Source organism: Varunaivibrio sulfuroxidans (assembly GCF_029318635.1).
Classification (GTDB): domain Bacteria; phylum Pseudomonadota; class Alphaproteobacteria; order Rhodospirillales; family Magnetovibrionaceae; genus Varunaivibrio; species Varunaivibrio sulfuroxidans.
Genome location: NZ_CP119676.1, coordinates 270,638 through 287,500, shown reverse-complemented (window position 1 = coordinate 287,500; position 16,863 = coordinate 270,638). Strand labels below are relative to the sequence as shown.

The following is a 16,863-nucleotide window of genomic DNA, read 5'->3' as shown; positions in this document are numbered from 1 at the left end:
CGCCCGTCTCATTGGCGTGCGGAACGAAAAGCATCAGCATAGAACCCCGATGCGCACCGAAACGGTCCCCCCGCAGTGTGCACGCGCGCTATGTAGAGACAATGCGCCAGAGCGTCCGGCGCTAAGATAGACAAGGAAACGGCGCACGAAATGTGCTATGACCATGAGCATGGCTATCCTCCATAAATTGAGCAATAAGCCTCATATCCATCGGATTTGCGCGAAGGCCCCAACCCGATACCGGCCCCACTCTGGGCACCGACGGGAAGACTCTGCCACAATACCCAAGCCGGGTCAAGGGTTACTTGTTTTAATCCATTACTTTCATAAGGTTATAATTCAGTTTCGAACAAACAAACGACACAAATCAAAGAGCTTAGGGCATAATCTCGAAAATAATGGAGGGGAAATCAAGCGGCCATGGCGCGTCTAAATGCGACGAAAAATATCCCTGCCCGGGTAGAAAAATATTTTCTGTCGCGCCGTCGTGGAGCCATCAAAATCACGGGAGCGCTCCTCCGGCGCGCCGCCTTTATCGCCGTGATCGTCATGATCGTGGTGGGCGCGATGATACCTTTCTTCGGCGCACGAGCCGCGGCGCAAGGCGCCGCGCCGCCGGAAGTCGTGCGTATCGGGGTCTTGTCTTTTCGCGGTAAGGAAGTCACCGTCAAGCGGTGGTCTCCGACGGCGGATTACCTCACTCACGCTATCGCCGGAACACGCTTCGAGATCGTTCCCCTTGGGCTTGAGGAAATCACCTCGGCCATCGAGGCGCGCCGTGTCGATTTTCTCCTGACCAACCCGGGCAACTATATCAATCTGGAAAGCCCCTACGGTATCTCGCGCATCACGACGATGTATTCCCTGGGCGCGAATAAGGCCATCATCAACGAATTTGGCGCTGTCATTTTCACCCGGAAAAATCGTGACGACATCACGACCTTACGCGATCTTCGCGGAAAGACGTTTCTTGCGGTCGCACGGCACGGATTCGGCGGATATCTGATGGCCGCCCGTGAATTTTACGACCGCTTGATCGACCCCGAACATGATTTTTCTTCTTTGAATTTCAGTGGCGCACCCCAAGATCTCGTCGTTTACGCCGTCGAGGCCGGCGCGGTTGACGCCGGAACGGTGCGCACCGGCGTCTTGGAAAACATGGCCGCCGACGGCAAGATCGACCTCGCCGATTTCAAGGTTCTCAACCCGCAACATGTCGCCGGATTTCCCTACCTTCTCAGCACCCGCCTATATCCGGAATGGCCGTTCTCCAAACTCCGCCACACCGATCAGATATTGGCGCAAAAAGTCGCGATCGCCCTCCTCAGCATGAAGCCGGGCGCACCCGCCGCACGGGCGGGAGATTACGGTGGGTGGACGGTCCCCCTCGATTATCAAAGGGTCCATAATCTTTATCTCGACTTGCATCTCGGCCCCTACGTCAAGTTCGGCGATATCAGCTTCAAGAAGGTATTTTACAAGTATGAAGAATGGATATTCATGGCGGTGGCGATCTTGGTGATCGCCCTTGTCTGGGGGGCGCGCGTCGAACATCTGGTTCAAGAGCGCACCGCCGCCTTGTCCCGGGCCAATGAAACCCTGGAAAGGGAAATTCGCGTGCGCAAACAGGCCGAGGAGGAAGCACGCCGTCACCAGCATGATCTGGCGCATATCACCCGCTTGCACACCATGGGACAAATGGCCACCAGTCTCGCTCACGAAATAAACCAGCCCCTGGCTGCGATCACCAATTACGCCAAGGGCGCCGTACGCCGACTGACCGGAGAAAACGAGGCGGACAAACAAATCAAAGGCGCGTTGGAGCGCATCGCACAACAGGCCGAACGCGCGGCCGAGGTCGTCAAGCGAATTCGCGCCTTCGTCGGCAAGGACCCCCCCGCCATGATCGCCCTGGAGATCAACGACATCATCCGCAATACGGCTGATTTCCTGGGCGCGGAGGCCGCGCGCAACCGATGTGACATTCGCCTCGTACTGACCGCCAAATTGCCGCCCGTTCGCGCCGACCGCGTACAACTGGAGCAAGTGCTGCTCAACCTGGGCACCAACGCCATCGAAAGCATGGTCAATGATGGTGTCAAAGAGCGCACGATACGCTTCAAAACCCGTATCGGTCCCGATGGCTGGGTCGCGGTCAGCGTCGCGGATACCGGATGCGCGCTTGACGAAAAGAATATCGAAAAAATATTCGAACCTTTTTATACATCGAAAAAAAACGGCCTCGGCATGGGATTGTCGATCAGCCGCTCGATTATCGAATCGTTTGGGGGAACGCTTAATGTCAAAAAACAACCCGACGGCGGGGCCGAATTCACATTCAGGCTTCCCCCCGCACGCGGAAAAATGCTTTAAAGTAAAATTCATGATAGAAGACAGCCGCACGCAACACCCTCTCGCGAAAGAAAAGCAGGACGTCGTCGTCTTTATCGTCGATGATGACGAGGCCGTGCGCGAATCGTTGAGTTGGCTGATCTCTTCGGTTGGCCATACGGTCAAAAGTTTCGATTCGGCGCAAAATTTCCTTAAAACCTTCAGCCCGGGGACGCAAGGATGCGTTCTTGTCGATGTCCGCATGCCCGGCATGAGCGGATTGGACCTGCAGCGCATGCTGGTGCGCCAACCGACATGCATGCCGGTCATCATCATTACCGGACACGGCGATGTCCAAATGGCCGTGCGGGCGATGAAGGATGGGGCCTTCGATTTCGTGGAAAAACCGTTCAACGACCAGGTCATCCTCGACCTCGTCCATGGCGCTCTAGAGGAATGCCATCGCCGTAGCGCGCAAAAGGCCGAACACATGCGCGTGCTCAACCGCATGGACACCCTAACCCCACGCGAGCGCGAGGTTCTCGAATTGATTATCGAGGGCGAAACCAACAAGGAAATCGCCTACGCGCTGGATATTTCGGACAAAACCGTCGAGGCGCACCGGGCGCGCGTAATGGAAAAACTTCAAGCCCGTTCATTGGCCGATTTGGTTAAAAAAATTACCGAGCTGGGCCAATATCAGGGAAAACCCTGAGCCCATTTTGGGATATCCCGACTGGCCCCCTTTCCCGCCCTGGCGCTACCATGACCCGGTTCACACAAAGCGAGGCGTCATTTTGGCGCGACGAGACGCCGGAGGGAGCGCGCCTCGGCCATGCCATGAAGCGAGAAAGGGAAAACATGATCCGAACCGCGCTGCGCGGTAGCCTCGCCGTTATCCTTTTGGTGGCCGCCTTTCCCCTCCTTGGGGTGGCGCAAGGCCGTTATGGCCAACAAAAGGTGGTGTATCATATCGATTACGCCGGTGGAGACGATAACATCCGCTATTTCAAGGCGTTGGAGACCATTCGAAACCATATTAACGCGGTCGGACGGGAAAACCTGAACGCCGTCCTGGTCGTTCACAACCAGGGCGTCGGACTGTTGAAGGCGGCGAAAACGAACACGAGACTGAGGGCGGCACTGGTCGGCCTAAAGGGGGACAACGTCCAAGTCGATGTCTGCGCCAAGACCATCCGCGACCAAAAAATAGACGTCGGACGCGATCTTTATGATGTTTTCGACGAAGATATCGTCCCCAGCGGGGTCGCCGAAATCGTCCGTCTGGAACAGCTGGGGTACAGCTATATCAAACCCTGAACCACACGGCATCAAACCCTGAACCACACGGCGCGCCTGGAAACATAAGCCCAGAACAACGAGCAAAGACCCTTGCCGGAACCCCAATTCCCCGGGTTCCGGTCTTTTTTCGCCTTCCGGCGCGCCCCCTTTCCAACCCTCGCAAAGCCGCCTATGATCGCCGTCGTCACGCGATATGAGGACACCCATGAAACCGGCCCTTCACGTTATCCTAGCCCAACCCCGGGGATTTTGCGCCGGCGTCGAACGCGCGATCGCCATCGTCGAAAAATCCCTGGAGAAATACGGCGCGCCCGTTTATGTGCGCCATGAAATCGTCCACAACAAACACGTCGTCGAACGCCTTCGCGCCAAAGGCGCGATTTTTGTCGATGAGTTGGACCAGATACCCGACGGCGCACGCACCGTCTTCAGCGCGCACGGCGTGGCACAGGCCGTCGAGGACGAGGCCCGCGCGCGCGCCCTTCCCTATATCGACGCGACCTGCCCCCTGGTGACCAAGGTCCACCATGAGGGTCGCAATCATGTCGAACGCCACGGCCGCGAAATCATCTTGATCGGCCATCAGGGACACCCCGAAGTCGAAGGCACCCAAGGGCGTATTCCCGGCGGCACCCATATCGTCGCCACCGCCGAGGACGTCGCCCGGCTTCGGGTGCGCGATCCGCAAGCCTTGGCCTTCGTCACGCAAACAACCCTCAGCGTCGATGACACCCGCGACATTATCGACGCCCTACGCCGGCGCTTTCCAAAAATCATCGGCCCCGGGTTGAACGATATCTGCTATGCCACGCAAAACCGCCAGAGCGCGGCGCGCCAACTGGCCGAGCAGTGCGACCTGGTTCTGGTCATCGGCGGCAAAAACAGCTCCAACTCGAACCGGCTACGTGAGATCGCCCAAGAAAGCGGCACGAAGAGTCATCTCATAGATGATCGCCGGGCCTTCGATCCGGCATGGCTACGTGGGGTTCGCACGCTCGGCATTACCGCCGGGGCTTCCGCCCCCGAGGATTTGGTCTCCCAACTGGTCGATTGTCTTGGCGAACACGCCCGCCTCGACGTTACGACCCTTAATGGGGCCCGCGAGGATATGCATTTTAATCTCCCCAAATCCCTGCAGAGCGCGTAGCAGGGCGGGGCGGGCCATATCACCGTTCGAAGGAGCGCAGCACCGCCTCCGCCGCCCACCTGCCCGAAAGCAGCGCGCCTTCGATTGTCGCCGGCAATCCGGTGTTCGTCCAATCCCCGGCGAGGAACAGGTTCCCCAGGGGGGTTGTGACGCCGGGGCGTCGCCTCTCGTTTTGGGGGCTCTGTAAAAAGGTGGCCCGCTTTTCCCGCACAATCCGATACCTCCCCATCGAACCGGAGATATTTTGCGCGCGCGCGACGTTCGTCCAGACCCGCCCCGCCAGGTCGGAGTCTTCCATACCGATCCGGGCGTCGGCATCGCTCAGGGTCACGCTTGTTGTGTCGCCCTGGGAAAAAACCCATTCCCCCATGCCGCCTACAATCGCACACACATGCGCCTCGCCGCCGTAGGCGGGGGTGTCGAAGTGAACATTGACGATGGCGCGGTCCCCTTCGGGGGCGTCTATTCCCACGACAAGATGCTTCACCGCGTAAGGCGGCAAGGCGAAAATCACGCGATCCTGCACGTCGAGGCGGACCGCGCCGCGGCGAAATTTCAGACTCTCCAATCCCGTCGGTCCATGGGATACCGCCCGTAGGCGGGTATGGAGGCGAACTTCACCGCGAAGCCGCCTTATGGCGACCAGCGCCGGATCGACGAACGTTTCGCTCAAACCACGAACGGGCAGGAAAAGGCGACTCGCACCGCTCCCCTTGAGCAGAGTTCGTTCAAGCACGGCCCACAACAAGGCCGCCGCCGCCCGATCCGGGTGCGTGTTCAATATCGCGACACAAAGCGGGAGCCAAAATCGACGGAATAAAGGGCCGTCAACATCCCCCAATGCCTGAGAGACCGTTCCCGTGGCGCGGCGCAAACGATAAAGATCCCCCAAAATCGCCCCCAGTCCGACGCCCGGAATTCTCCGTCGGTCGAACGGCCACGCGAGCGCCGCCCCGAGACCGACGCGCAGCGTCCATTGACAATCATCGGTCAGGTCATAAAACGGTATTCCCTTCTGGGGAACCGCCCTCAGGGTGTGTTCGGCGCCGCACAGCCGCAAATAGGAAAAAACCTCCCGATTGGCGCCCAGGACCAGATGGCTGCCATTGTTCAAGGCGCGGCGCAAAACCGGATCGCGATAGCTTCGACAACGCCCCCCGGCCTGCCCGCCCGCCTCGCACACGATGGGAATCACCCCCCGCCGCACCAAGCACAGCGCCGCCGACAGTCCGCTCAACCCACCGCCGATAATATATACCCGCCCACTCATGCTCCGCTCATGGTCCGCTCGTTCATGGTTTTGGCGCGCGCGGGGGCAAGTCCCGCGGTCATGACAGTCCCTGCATGACGATCCATGTTTTTTCCATGGTCCCCAAACGGGGAGGGGTGTCCCAGCGCCGCCAACCCCGACGCACCATGCGTGTGAGAACACGTTGATAGAACGCCTTCATCATGCGCGGCGCGAGCGCTTGGTTACGCGGGAGGCGCGCCAGCAAATCATCGCTTTGCACGAACAACGCCTGGGCGCGTAGAGCAAGACCGTCGAGCATAGCGGTGACGGACGGGTCCGCGAGCACGGACAGCGGATCATCGAAGGCGTGCGCGTCCCCTGCGCCTTTGGGCATGTACGTTCGCAGGGTTTCCAAGGGCAGATAGAGACGATTGCGCTTCGCGTCTTCCTTCAGGTCCCGCAATATATTGGTGATTTGAAGAGCCGTCCCCAAGGTTCCGGCCAGACGCCTTGCCGTATCGTTGGGCACCCCAAAAATGGCGTTGGACAATCGCCCGACGGTTCCCGCCACGCGATCGCAATAAAGATCGAGGGCGCGATCGTCTTCTAGGCGTACCCGGGGAGCGGCGTCCAACTCCATGGCGTCGATCAGGGCGACAAAATCGGCCTTGTCTAGGGCGTAGGCATCGACGGCGAGCGACAGACCAAGGGTCACCGGGTGGTTGGGCGCGCCGCGAAACAGCTGATCCACCCTATCGCGCCAGTCTTCCAATTGGGCGATCTTATGCGCGCTAGCCCCATCGCCGTCGGCGATGTCATCGACGATCCGACAGAAGGCGTAGAGTGCGAACATCGCCCCCCGGCGCGGCTCGGGCAGTGTGCGCATCGCCCAATAAAAAGACGAGCGCGAGCCACGCACGATCCGATCGATATATCGGCGCGCATCGCGCTCGGCGGCGGTGCTATGTAAAGGCCCCTGAGACATGGCCACACCATACATCAGTAACGTCGAAAGTCTTCTTGTTTAAGCCCCTGTCCCGGGGTGTTGCGATCGGGCGCGCCCCGCATGATCCCTAATGCGAAGTGTTTCACCGTGCTCAAACGCGACAGGGCGACGCGACGCGCCAGCGGATCGGCGTGGCGAAGCCGACGACTTAGGGCGCGGGCGATGGCGTGAATTCCGCGCGCCTCCAGTTTCAAGCGCGCGGAAACATAGTTCCGTCCGACGCCATCGGCCATGCACAGCAGGGCGTCGGCGCCGTCGAGCATCCGCACCTTGACCCGCGTCATCGCCCGGGTCATCTCCGTTTCGGCAAGCTCTTCACGGCGTGCGCCCTCGGCGTCGATCCAACATTGCGGCAGATACACCCGGCCGAGCGTTCGATAATCGGCCCTCAAATCCTGCACGTGGTTGAGAATTTGCAGCGCCATCGACAACGCGTCCGTCGCCCGTAGTTCCGGCGAAACATCGCGCGCGCCCACGACTCCCCCGGACTTTACCCCCCCCGTCAACGCAACCAGAAAGCGGCCGACGGGAACCGCCGAAAGGCGGCAATACTGCATAAGATCGTCCCAGGTTTGATAACGATCGCACCGGACGTCCTGTAAAAATGCGTCGATTAGCGTTTCGAGCAACGCACGGACATAGGAAACATCGATCGGCGCGCCGACGCGCCCCTGAGCGAGGTTTAGACGAACCAGGGCACGATCCAGCTCTTTCGCGTACATCCTCGCGGGATCGCTCGTCTCGCCGCCGTCCCCGCATACTTGTGATTTCAGAGCATGAAGCCGAGCGCGTTTTTCCCGGTCGTTCAGGCGCGCACAATCGGCAATATCATCGCCGAAACGGGCGAGCGCGTAAAAGGCATGCGCGCTGCGGCGCGCATGGGCGGGCAGCAACATCGAGGCGACGGGAAAATTTTCGCCGCGTCTGGCGCGATGCATCCCATCCGCCGCCGCGTCACTCAAGACGAACCGCTGACCTTTTGGCGAAGAACCTTGAGCAACCCGGCGACCTGCCCTCCGTTCTGACGGATCACGGAAGCGAATTCCGAACGCTGCGTCTGGCCCATGCTGACCCCCTCGACGACGACATCGATAATTTTATAGGCGCCTTCGATTTTACGCACCCGCCAATCGACGCGGACGGGCGTCCCACTCTGAGGGCGGGCTATTTCGGAGTAGACGATCGTGTCGCCGTTGGAATCTGTCAGACTTTTGCCGACTTTCAAGACCTCGCCGGAATATTGTTCGAAGCGATCGACATACGTCACCACGATCAAATTCTCGAACAGCTTAAGATATTCCTCCCGTTCCGAGGTTCCGATCCCTCGCCAATAGCGGCCCAACACCCACTGCGCAATAAAGGGAACATCGAAATTACGATCGAGAATGGCGCGAAAATGCGCCACCCTATCGTTATGCGTCTGGTTGCCCGCCGTTAGCGTGTCGATGGCTTCCTGGGCCATGGTAGCGACAAATTTTTGCGCATCCTCACCATTGCTCCCACCGGCGACGGCTGGTTGCCCCGCACTTAATACAAAAAGCGCGATCAAAACGCCAAAGGCACCCGAAACGTACCGCCGCACATTCCATCTCAATTGGCAGAGTTGAGCCATTTCGTTCCCTTTACAGCTGTTACCGTCGCTCCTAGAACGCCTCAATTTAACTCGAAAATCAAGTACATTTGCGCCCGGCTCACCGTTCGGCCTCGCGCAATCGCCCCTTCAACGCATCGTCAAGTCCAACGCCATAGCGGCGCACGCCCTTTTCCCTAAATGCGAAGATCGGACGCTTGACCAACGCCGAATGGCGAACCATCAGATCAAGGGCGCGCGTTTCGTCAAGAGATGTGCGCGCATCCTCGTCCAAATTCCGCCAAGTCGTCGAGCGACGATTGAGCAGCACGCTCCATCCCACGGCGTCCGCCCATGCCTCCAAGGAGGCGCGCTCAATGGGGTGTTCCCTCAGGTCGTGGAAGCGGAAATCGAGGCCCTCGCCTTTCGCCCATTTTTGCGCCCGCCGGCACGTGTCGCAGTTTTTAAGGCCGTAGATATCGATCACGACTTACTCCTTTGGGGTGCCTTTACGAAACACTCTAGAATTCCTATGGTTCTTACTCAAGATCATCGTAACGCCCCGGCGACCTGGGCGCACAGAAAACATCCCACGATCAGGAGAATGCCGCCCATGCTCGCGTTGATTTCGCCCGCCAAGAAACTCGATTTTTCTCCCCTCACCGAACCCTTACCCCACAGTCAGGGAGATTTTCTGGACGACACGCAAGAACTCATGGAAACGGCCCGCACGCTGTCGCGCCAGGATCTTCGCCGGTTGATGAAACTCAGCGACGCCTTGGCCGACCTCAACTATCGGCGTTTTCAGGATTTTTCGCCGCCCTTCGACACCACCAACGCCAAGCAGGCCGCACTGGCCTTCGCGGGAGACACCTACATCGGTCTTGACGCGCGGTCGCTTTCGCCGGACGAGCTCAACTACGCCCAGGATCATTTGCGCATTCTTTCGGGGCTATACGGTCTTTTGCGACCTCTCGATCTGATTCAACCCTATCGTCTTGAAATGGGCACAAAACTCCCGACCCCCCGGGGCGCGGATCTCTATGATTTTTGGGCGGGTCTTTTGAGTGAAAAAATTAACGCCCTATGTGCCCGCCACGGCCATCGCGCCGTAGTCAATCTCGCCTCCGTGGAATATTTCAAGGCGATCGGACCGCTTCGCAAAACCGGTCTCGACGCGCGCCTAATCACCCCGGTTTTCAAGGAGATACGAAACGGCGAAGCCCGCGTTATCAGCCTCCTGGCGAAACGCGCGCGCGGCGCGATGGCGCGCCACATCATCACCCGACGCCCCGCGGACCCCGAAGAGCTAAAAACATTCAATGCCGGAGGATACGCCTTCCAACCCCACGCCAGCGAAGGCGACACATGGGTCTTTACCCGCGAAAGCTAGTGGGTCTTTACCCGCGAAAGCTAGGGTCAGGACTTAAACTCTCCCGCAAAAGCCAAAACCGCCCCCGCCCTCGCCAAAACCAAGGACCGAAAAACGGGGGCGTGGGCGCACAACCTCTGCCGCCTTTGTTAAATACATTCCTTCAATTGTAGGTCCCGCCGGAGATGTATTGACGCATGCTTTCTTCCGTCATCATCATTTCCTCAAGACGATGTTTCAGCATATCGCCGATACTCAGCAAGCCCATCAGCCGACTACCGTCATACACCAGAACATGACGGGTACGCCGTTCGGTCATCAATTCCATAATGGTCTCGGCGGTATCGCCATAAGCGCACGTGACGATATTCGTCGTCATCAGGGCGGCGACCTTGGTCGTGGCGACCTCCCCGTTCAGGCGCGCCAGCGCCTGAACAATGTCGCGCTCGGAAATCGTGCCGATAACCGGTCCCGCCGTCTCATAGCGGTGTACGGTCGCAAAACCGATCCGATTGTCGCGAAACAACCGGGCGACATCCGCCGCCGTGGCGTCACTCGACACCGCGACGACTTCCGAACCTTTACTTTTAAGAATATCCTGGACAAACATCGGGTACTCCTTTCTCCCAGAACAAGAAGCCTCCTTAAGTTCCCCCACGTTTTATTTTAGAGCCCCCCTCGTACCGGCGCATTATAGCAGAAATTCCTCGTTCAAGCCATGCCGCCCCGCGCGCCGGGCCCGCGCCATGGCTTCCCGGCGCGAACGCGCAGCCATTTCTCGGCGCCCACCACGGCGAAAATGACTATCCCCCCGCCGACGACGAGAGCCCACTGGACAATGTTCAGCGGCGCGCTACCGAACACGGCATTCATTCCAGGCGCATAGGTGAACACGACCTGCAACGCACCCATCGCGACCACGCCGAAAAGCAACGGCCGGTTCGAAAACACGCCCAGCGCCACCATGGAATAGCGCAGGGAACGACAATTGAGCAAATAAAACAGTTCGCCAAAAACAAACATATTGACCGCCAGCGTTCGCGCCACCTCGACGCTTTGGCTGGTTTGCAAAGCCCACTCGAAAAAGCCGAAAGACCCCACCACTAAAAGCAGGCCGACCAGAACGATGCGGAAGGCCAACGCGTGGGTTAAAATGGGGGTTTGAGGGTGGCGCGGCGGGCGCTCCATGATCCCGGGCTCCTTACCCTCGAACGTCAGCATCAACCCCAGCAACAGGGCGGTCGCCATGTTGATCCATAAAATTTGGACCGGCGTGATCGGTAAGGCCTGTCCCGAAAAAACGGCGAGCAGCACGACGAACCCCTCGGCCAAATTGGTGGGCAGGGTCCAGGTAATAAACTTGAGGAAATTATCGAATACCGCCCTTCCCTCCTCGACGGCGGCCTCGATGGTGGCGAAATTGTCGTCGGTCAGCACCATGTCGGCGGCCTCTTTGGCGACCTCGGCCCCGCTTTTACCCATGGCGATTCCGATATCGGCCTGTTTCAGGGCCGGGGCGTCGTTGACCCCATCGCCTGTCATCGCCACCACGTGACCGCTCGCCTGAAGCGCCTTGACGAGACGCAATTTTTGTTCCGGCGCGACCCGCGCGAAAACCACCGCCCGACCGGCAAGTTCGATCAGGTCCGTATCCGAGACCGCCGCCAGGGTGTGACCGCTAACGGTGAACGTGTTCGGATCGCTGTCCGCGCTTCCGTCCAAGCCGATCTGGCGCGCGATCGCCCGCGCCGTGACGGCGTGATCGCCGGTGATCATTTTGACCTGAATACCCGCCCTGCGGCAGGCCGCGACGGCGGTGATCGCCTCCCGGCGGGGCGGGTCCATCATCGCCTGCAAGCCCAAGAAACATAACCCATCGGCAACGTCCCCATGGGAAAGCCCGCCGGAAGACCGAACCGGGATCTTGCGGGCGAAAGCCAGCACCCGCAATCCCTTTTCGGCCAGCGCCTCGCCCTGACGGTGGATTTCCGCACGATCGAAGGGCGCCTCGCTTTCCTCCCGCCCCCCCAAGGCGTGGGAACTTCGGCTTAAGACGCTTTCCAGCGATCCCTTGACGTAAATAACGCGCGCGCGCGTTTCCCCGCCGGACGGGAGGGGGCCGTCGATCTTTTCGTGCAAGGTGGCCATGTATTGGTGCTGGGATTCGAAGGGCAAGGTGTCGATACGAGGGAACTTTCGCTCCAAATCGTCGGGCAGCAACCCGACCTTGGCGGCGGCGACGATCAATGCGACTTCGGTGGGATCGCCCTCGCAGGTCCAGTGCCCGCCGACGTCAACCAAGCGGGAGTCGTTGCACAGCACCCCCGCACTCAGACATTGACCGAGGGCGCGATGCCGTGCCGGGTCGATATCCATACCATGCAGCGTGATCTTGCCATCCGGCGCATATCCCTCGCCGGTAACTTGGTAGCCGACCTCCCCGGAGAACACCTCGCGGACCGTCATCTGGTTTTGCGTCAAGGTCCCCGTTTTATCGGAACAAATGACGGTCGTGCCGCCCAAGGTTTCCACCGCCGGTATTTTCCGAATGATGGCGTGGCGGTGCGCCATTTTACCGGCGCCGATGGCCAGCATGATCGTCATAGCGGCGGGCAATCCCTCGGGTATCGCCCCGACCGCCAGCGCCACGGCGGCCATGAAAGCCTCGATCGGCGCGTAACCTTGCCACCACCCCGCCAAATACGTCACCGCGGCCAGCGCCAGAATAATCCACAACAGGACCCGACTGAAGGTGGCGATTTTTTTGGTGAGCGGCGTCGCCAGCACGGCGGCCTCGGCGATCAGGGCGTTGATCCGTCCGATCTCCGTGGCGTCGCCGGTGGCGACGACCATCCCAACCCCGACGCCATAGGTAACAAGCGTCGAGGAATAGGCCATGTTGGCGCGGTCGGCGAGGATTGTCTGCGCCGCCAAACGCTCCGTCTGTTTGTGTACGGGCAGCGATTCTCCGGTCAAAACGGACTCGTCGATTTGCAGGTCCCGCGATCGCAACAGGCGCAGATCGGCGGGGACCTTGTCGCCCGACTGCAGGACCACAAGATCGCCGGGCACGATCTCAGCCGAGGCGATCTTATGTCTTTCGCCCTCGCGCACGACCACGGCGAAACCCGCCAGGGCGTTCGTCAGGGCCTCGATCGCCTTGCGCGCCTTGGTTTCCTGGACAAAGCCGATCATGGCATTGACCACGACGACGGCGAAAATGACGGCGCCGTCGGCCCACTGCGCCAACGCGAACGTCACCGCGCTCGCCGACAACAAAATGTAAATGAGCGGCTGGTGAAATTGTAAAAGAAAGATAAGCAGGGGAGGTTTTCCCTTGCGGACCTTGATCTTATTGGCTCCAAAACGCGACTGGCGGCGCTTCACATCGGCCAGATCAAGACCCTTGGCGCTGTCCGTCTCCAGAAGCGCGGCCGCCTCGGTTTCTGTCAAATGATGCCAGTTTTTCGGCGTGGTCGTGTCCATATGCGCCCCCGGCCCTTCGCGGCGAAGTCATTTGCGAATTATGGACCGTCCATACGCCTTGGCAACCATCTTGGGCGCGCGTTGCGTCTTCACGGCGTTACGACGGGGAACCCGCCTTCTTCGCCGCCTCGCCCGCCTTCTTCGCCGCCTCGCCCGCCTTCTTCGCCGCCTCGATGGTTTCGCGCAAGTCCTCCAGTTCCAGCCATTCTTCCTCGCAGGCCTCCAGGAGTGTTTTTTTCGCGTCGATCAGTTCGGCGGTCCGGGAAAATCCCCGGGGATCGCGGGCGTACAGGTCGGGCGCGTGCAGAACGGCTTCGGCGGCGGCGATTTCACCGTGGAGACGATCCATCTCGGCGGGCAGTTGTTGTAGCCTGCGTTGCTGGTTATAGCTGAGTTTTTGCGCCTGTTTTTGAGGTCCGGGGCGCTCCGGCGCTCTTTTCCGCGCCTGCACGGTAGCGTCGCCCCGCCCGCTCGCCCGCGCGATGGCCGCCATGGCGTCGCTGTACCCACCGACATATTCGTGCACGCCCGTCTTTTCGTCCATAAGGATGGTCGTCGTCACCACCCGGTCGAGAAAATCGCGGTCGTGGCTGACGACGATCAAGGTGCCGTCATAATCGGCCAGGACATCGACCAGCAGGTCGAGGGTGTCCATGTCGAGATCGTTGGTCGGCTCGTCGAGGACCAGAAGGTTCGCCGGACGGGCCAGGGATTTGGCCAACAGCAGGCGGTTTCTTTCGCCCCCCGACAGGCTGCCGACCGGCGTGCGCGCCTGGTTTTCATCGAACAAAAAATCGCGAAGATAGCTGACGACGTGACGGGGCTGTCCACGGACGTTGACCTGATCGCCCCCCATGTCGCACAGCGTGTCCCAGACCGAACGACCATCAATCAACTCGGCGCGGCGTTGATCGAGGTATTCCATAGTGACGTTGGCGCCCAAGGTAACGCGCCCGCCGTCGGGGGCGATGCGTCCGGTCAGCAGGCCGAGCAAGGTGCTTTTACCGACGCCGTTGGCCCCGATGACGCCCACCCGGTCGCCGCGCACGATGCGGGTCGAAAAACCGTCGATCAAAACGCGTGCGCCATAGGCTTTGGAAACGTTCTCCACCTCGATGACGCGGCGGCCCGAGGCTTGGCCGCTGTCGGCCTCCAGCGCCACGGAACCGGTGCGTTCGACCTGCCGGGCGCGAACCGCGCGCATTTCCTGAAGTTTGCGCAACCGTCCCTGGTTACGCTTGCGCCGGGCTGTAATGCCTTGATGAGACCAGCGGGTTTCCTCGGCGATACGCTTGTCGAGCTTGGCTCGTTCGACTTCCTCGCGGGCCATGATATCCTCCGACCAAGCCTCGAAATCGGCGAACCCCTTGTCGTGACGGCGCAACACCGTGCGGTCGAGCCAGAGCGTGCTCCGGGTCAGGCGGTTGAGAAAAACCCGGTCATGGCTGATCAAAACAAACCCGCCGCGAAATTTACCCAGCATTTTTTCCAGCCATTCGATAGCCGGCAGGTCGAGATGGTTGGTCGGCTCGTCGAGCAGCAGAATATCGGGCTCGCCGACCAAGACCCGGGCGATCGCCGCGCGCTTGGCCTCGCCGCCAGAAAACGCCGACGGATCGGCGTCCGGGTCCAGACCGACCTCGCCCAGCAAGGCGTCGGCGCGAAAGGTTTGGCCGCGTTCCTCCTCGGGCAAGGTCGCGGCGACAAAATCGCGCACCGTTGCGTAACCCGACAGGTCCGGCTCCTGCGGCAGATAGGCGATCTTTACCCCCGGCTGCATAAAGCGCACGCCGTCATCGGGTTCAATCAGTCCGGCGACGATCTTCAGTAGGGTCGATTTTCCCGACCCGTTGCGCCCGACGAGACACGTCCTCTCGCCCCGCGACAACGCCAGCGCGATCCCCTGAAACAGAGGCGCTCCGCCAAAGGTCAGAGAGATGTCTTGGAGACTGAGTAAAGGCGGAGCCAAAAAATATTCCTTCCACAGAGCGCGCGCGATGAAAACCGTCGGCGACATAGACGTCTTCTTGCCTTACTCCCCGTTCGAGCGCAAGACCCCACGATACCCTTGTGGAAAAGATGATGTTCACGCCGATCGAGCGTGTGGTCAAAAATACTGCGTCGGCGGATTGACGATTCGCCCCACGCATCCACCCTTACGCCGCCGCCGGACAAAACATGACGCTGACCGTCGCACGGCGATCGACGAAATCTTCACAGCACGGAACGTTTATGGCGAAACCCCAATCTCGACAAGCTGTTGCACAGCGGCTTCGACGCTAAACGCCCTCTCTCAAACACGCTATATGTGGTAATATTCCTGGCACAGAATAAAAACTGTTGTGTTTTGTTAACTCTTTCCCATTACTCTGTAGGGGTTGGAAACGTTTACCAACGGGAGGAAGGATGACCGCACCATTCCATGCTCCGGGTCATGCCCTGGGCCACGCTCCGGGCGCAGCGCCCAAAGCCCACCGACAGGCGCGCAGTTATGACGCGCGGCTGTCGAACCTTACCCTCCCCAATCCGACCAAGCGCCTCCGTAAAGGGGGCGTTTGTCGTTTATACCCCATCCTCAATCAGTATCGGAGGCCATAATGGCGAAAGCTAAACGGCGCGCCGCGGCGGGCAAACCCACGGTTCACGCCCTTTATCAAAACCGTGAAAATGATTGGCACCCCTTGAACGACGAACAGCCCAGGGATCAACGTTACGTTAAAAACGTACGCCCACGCAGCACCAATCAAGAACTGCTGATGGACGCCATCGACCATTATAATCTGGCCCTGGCGCTGGGACCGGCGGGCACGGGCAAGACCTATATCGCCATCGCCAAGGCGGTCGAGGCCTTCGAAAAAGGGGAAATCGCGCGCATCATCCTCACCCGACCGGCGGTGGAGGCCGGGGAAAGCCTGGGCTTCTTGCCCGGCGACCTGGAAGATAAGCTGGCCCCCTACTTGCGACCCCTGTTCGACGCCTTGTCCGACCGCATGGGCGGCGCGCAAATCAAAAAACTGATCAAGGACGGATCGATCGAAATCGCCCCCGTGGCCTACATGCGCGGACGCACCCTGAACAACGCCTTCGTCGTCATCGACGAGGCGCAAAACTGCACCTACGGCCAAATCAAGATGTTGCTCACCCGCCTGGGCTGGCACTCCACCATGGTCATCACCGGCGATCCCGACCAGAGCGACCTTTTGCCCGGCATGTCCGGTCTGGCGGAGATCGCCCATCGCCTGGAACCGTTGGAGGATATCAGCGTCGTCCGCTTGAAAGACGAGGACATCGTCCGCCACCCGCTGGTCGCCAGCATGCTGTCGGTAATATAGGGCAAAAACGCTTCGAGGTTTTGAAACCCGCGCCCCTCGCTCCGTCGCGAGGGGCGCGTCGCCTCGAATATCCCGCTTGACTTCCG

The 16,863-nt window shown here is 59.9% G+C and carries 14 protein-coding genes; 6 read left to right on the top strand and 8 right to left on the bottom strand.

The genetic code is table 11. The annotated features are described in order from the left end of the window. Positions 1 to 420: 420 nt before the first annotated feature. The 4 genes from P3M64_RS01235 to ispH all read left to right on the top strand — a co-directional run bounded on the left by P3M64_RS01235 (position 421) and on the right by ispH (position 4,780). A complete protein-coding gene (locus P3M64_RS01235; protein WP_132939646.1) occupies positions 421 to 2,373 on the top strand; it encodes a sensor histidine kinase in 1,953 nt (650 codons plus the stop codon). A gap of 10 nt (positions 2,374 to 2,383) precedes the next feature. After that, positions 2,384 to 3,046, top strand: coding sequence for a response regulator transcription factor (locus P3M64_RS01230; protein WP_132939647.1), 663 nt, complete (start codon positions 2,384 to 2,386; stop codon positions 3,044 to 3,046). 50 nt (positions 3,047 to 3,096) lie between these two features. Continuing rightward, the gene (locus P3M64_RS01225; protein ID WP_132939648.1) at positions 3,097 to 3,651 is read left to right on the top strand and encodes a DsrE family protein; all 555 of its coding nucleotides are present in this window, start codon (positions 3,097 to 3,099) and stop codon (positions 3,649 to 3,651) included. A 187-nt stretch (positions 3,652 to 3,838) separates the two neighbouring features. After that, positions 3,839 to 4,780 carry a 4-hydroxy-3-methylbut-2-enyl diphosphate reductase gene (gene ispH, locus P3M64_RS01220; RefSeq protein ID WP_207893193.1) on the top strand — a complete coding sequence of 314 codons (942 nt, stop codon included), beginning with the start codon at positions 3,839 to 3,841 and terminating at the stop codon, positions 4,778 to 4,780. A gap of 19 nt (positions 4,781 to 4,799) precedes the next feature. Here ispH and hpnE read toward each other — a convergent pair whose 3' ends face one another. The 5 genes from hpnE to P3M64_RS01195 all read right to left on the bottom strand — a co-directional run bounded on the left by hpnE (position 4,800) and on the right by P3M64_RS01195 (position 9,074). Continuing rightward, on the bottom strand, positions 4,800 to 6,050 hold the full coding sequence (gene hpnE / locus P3M64_RS01215) for a hydroxysqualene dehydroxylase HpnE (RefSeq protein WP_132939650.1): 1,251 nt from the start codon (positions 6,048 to 6,050) through the stop codon (positions 4,800 to 4,802). Positions 6,051 to 6,108: 58 nt separating this feature from the next. After that, positions 6,109 to 6,996, bottom strand: coding sequence for a presqualene diphosphate synthase HpnD (gene hpnD, locus P3M64_RS01210; protein WP_165886368.1), 888 nt, complete (start codon positions 6,994 to 6,996; stop codon positions 6,109 to 6,111). A gap of 14 nt (positions 6,997 to 7,010) precedes the next feature. Then, the gene (locus P3M64_RS01205) at positions 7,011 to 7,955 is read right to left on the bottom strand and encodes a squalene/phytoene synthase family protein (RefSeq protein WP_132939652.1); all 945 of its coding nucleotides are present in this window, start codon (positions 7,953 to 7,955) and stop codon (positions 7,011 to 7,013) included. A 20-nt stretch (positions 7,956 to 7,975) separates the two neighbouring features. Further along, the gene (locus P3M64_RS01200; RefSeq protein WP_243644807.1) at positions 7,976 to 8,479 is read right to left on the bottom strand and encodes an MlaC/ttg2D family ABC transporter substrate-binding protein; all 504 of its coding nucleotides are present in this window, start codon (positions 8,477 to 8,479) and stop codon (positions 7,976 to 7,978) included. 229 nt (positions 8,480 to 8,708) lie between these two features. Then, on the bottom strand, positions 8,709 to 9,074 hold the full coding sequence (locus tag P3M64_RS01195; RefSeq protein WP_132939654.1) for a Spx/MgsR family RNA polymerase-binding regulatory protein: 366 nt from the start codon (positions 9,072 to 9,074) through the stop codon (positions 8,709 to 8,711). A gap of 126 nt (positions 9,075 to 9,200) precedes the next feature. Here P3M64_RS01195 and yaaA point away from each other — a divergent pair, with 126 nt between their 5' ends. Then, entirely contained in the window at positions 9,201 to 9,980 is a 780-nt protein-coding gene (gene yaaA / locus P3M64_RS01190) for a peroxide stress protein YaaA (protein WP_132939655.1), read from the top strand. A gap of 142 nt (positions 9,981 to 10,122) precedes the next feature. Here the strand turns inward: yaaA and P3M64_RS01185 are convergent, their stop codons facing one another. The 3 genes from P3M64_RS01185 to P3M64_RS01175 form a co-directional block, all read right to left on the bottom strand. Then, positions 10,123 to 10,569 (bottom strand): CBS domain-containing protein, encoded by a 447-nt coding sequence (locus tag P3M64_RS01185; protein ID WP_132939656.1) that lies wholly within the window; start codon positions 10,567 to 10,569, stop codon positions 10,123 to 10,125. A 101-nt stretch (positions 10,570 to 10,670) separates the two neighbouring features. Then, positions 10,671 to 13,445 carry a cation-transporting P-type ATPase gene (locus P3M64_RS01180; RefSeq protein ID WP_132939657.1) on the bottom strand — a complete coding sequence of 925 codons (2,775 nt, stop codon included), beginning with the start codon at positions 13,443 to 13,445 and terminating at the stop codon, positions 10,671 to 10,673. 97 nt (positions 13,446 to 13,542) lie between these two features. Then, complete coding sequence (locus P3M64_RS01175) at positions 13,543 to 15,414, bottom strand: ABC-F family ATP-binding cassette domain-containing protein (protein WP_132939658.1); 1,872 nt, start codon at positions 15,412 to 15,414, stop codon at positions 13,543 to 13,545. Positions 15,415 to 16,042: 628 nt separating this feature from the next. Here P3M64_RS01175 and P3M64_RS01170 point away from each other — a divergent pair. Further along, entirely contained in the window at positions 16,043 to 16,777 is a 735-nt protein-coding gene (locus P3M64_RS01170; RefSeq protein ID WP_132939659.1) for a PhoH family protein, read from the top strand. Positions 16,778 to 16,863: the final 86 nt, after the last annotated feature.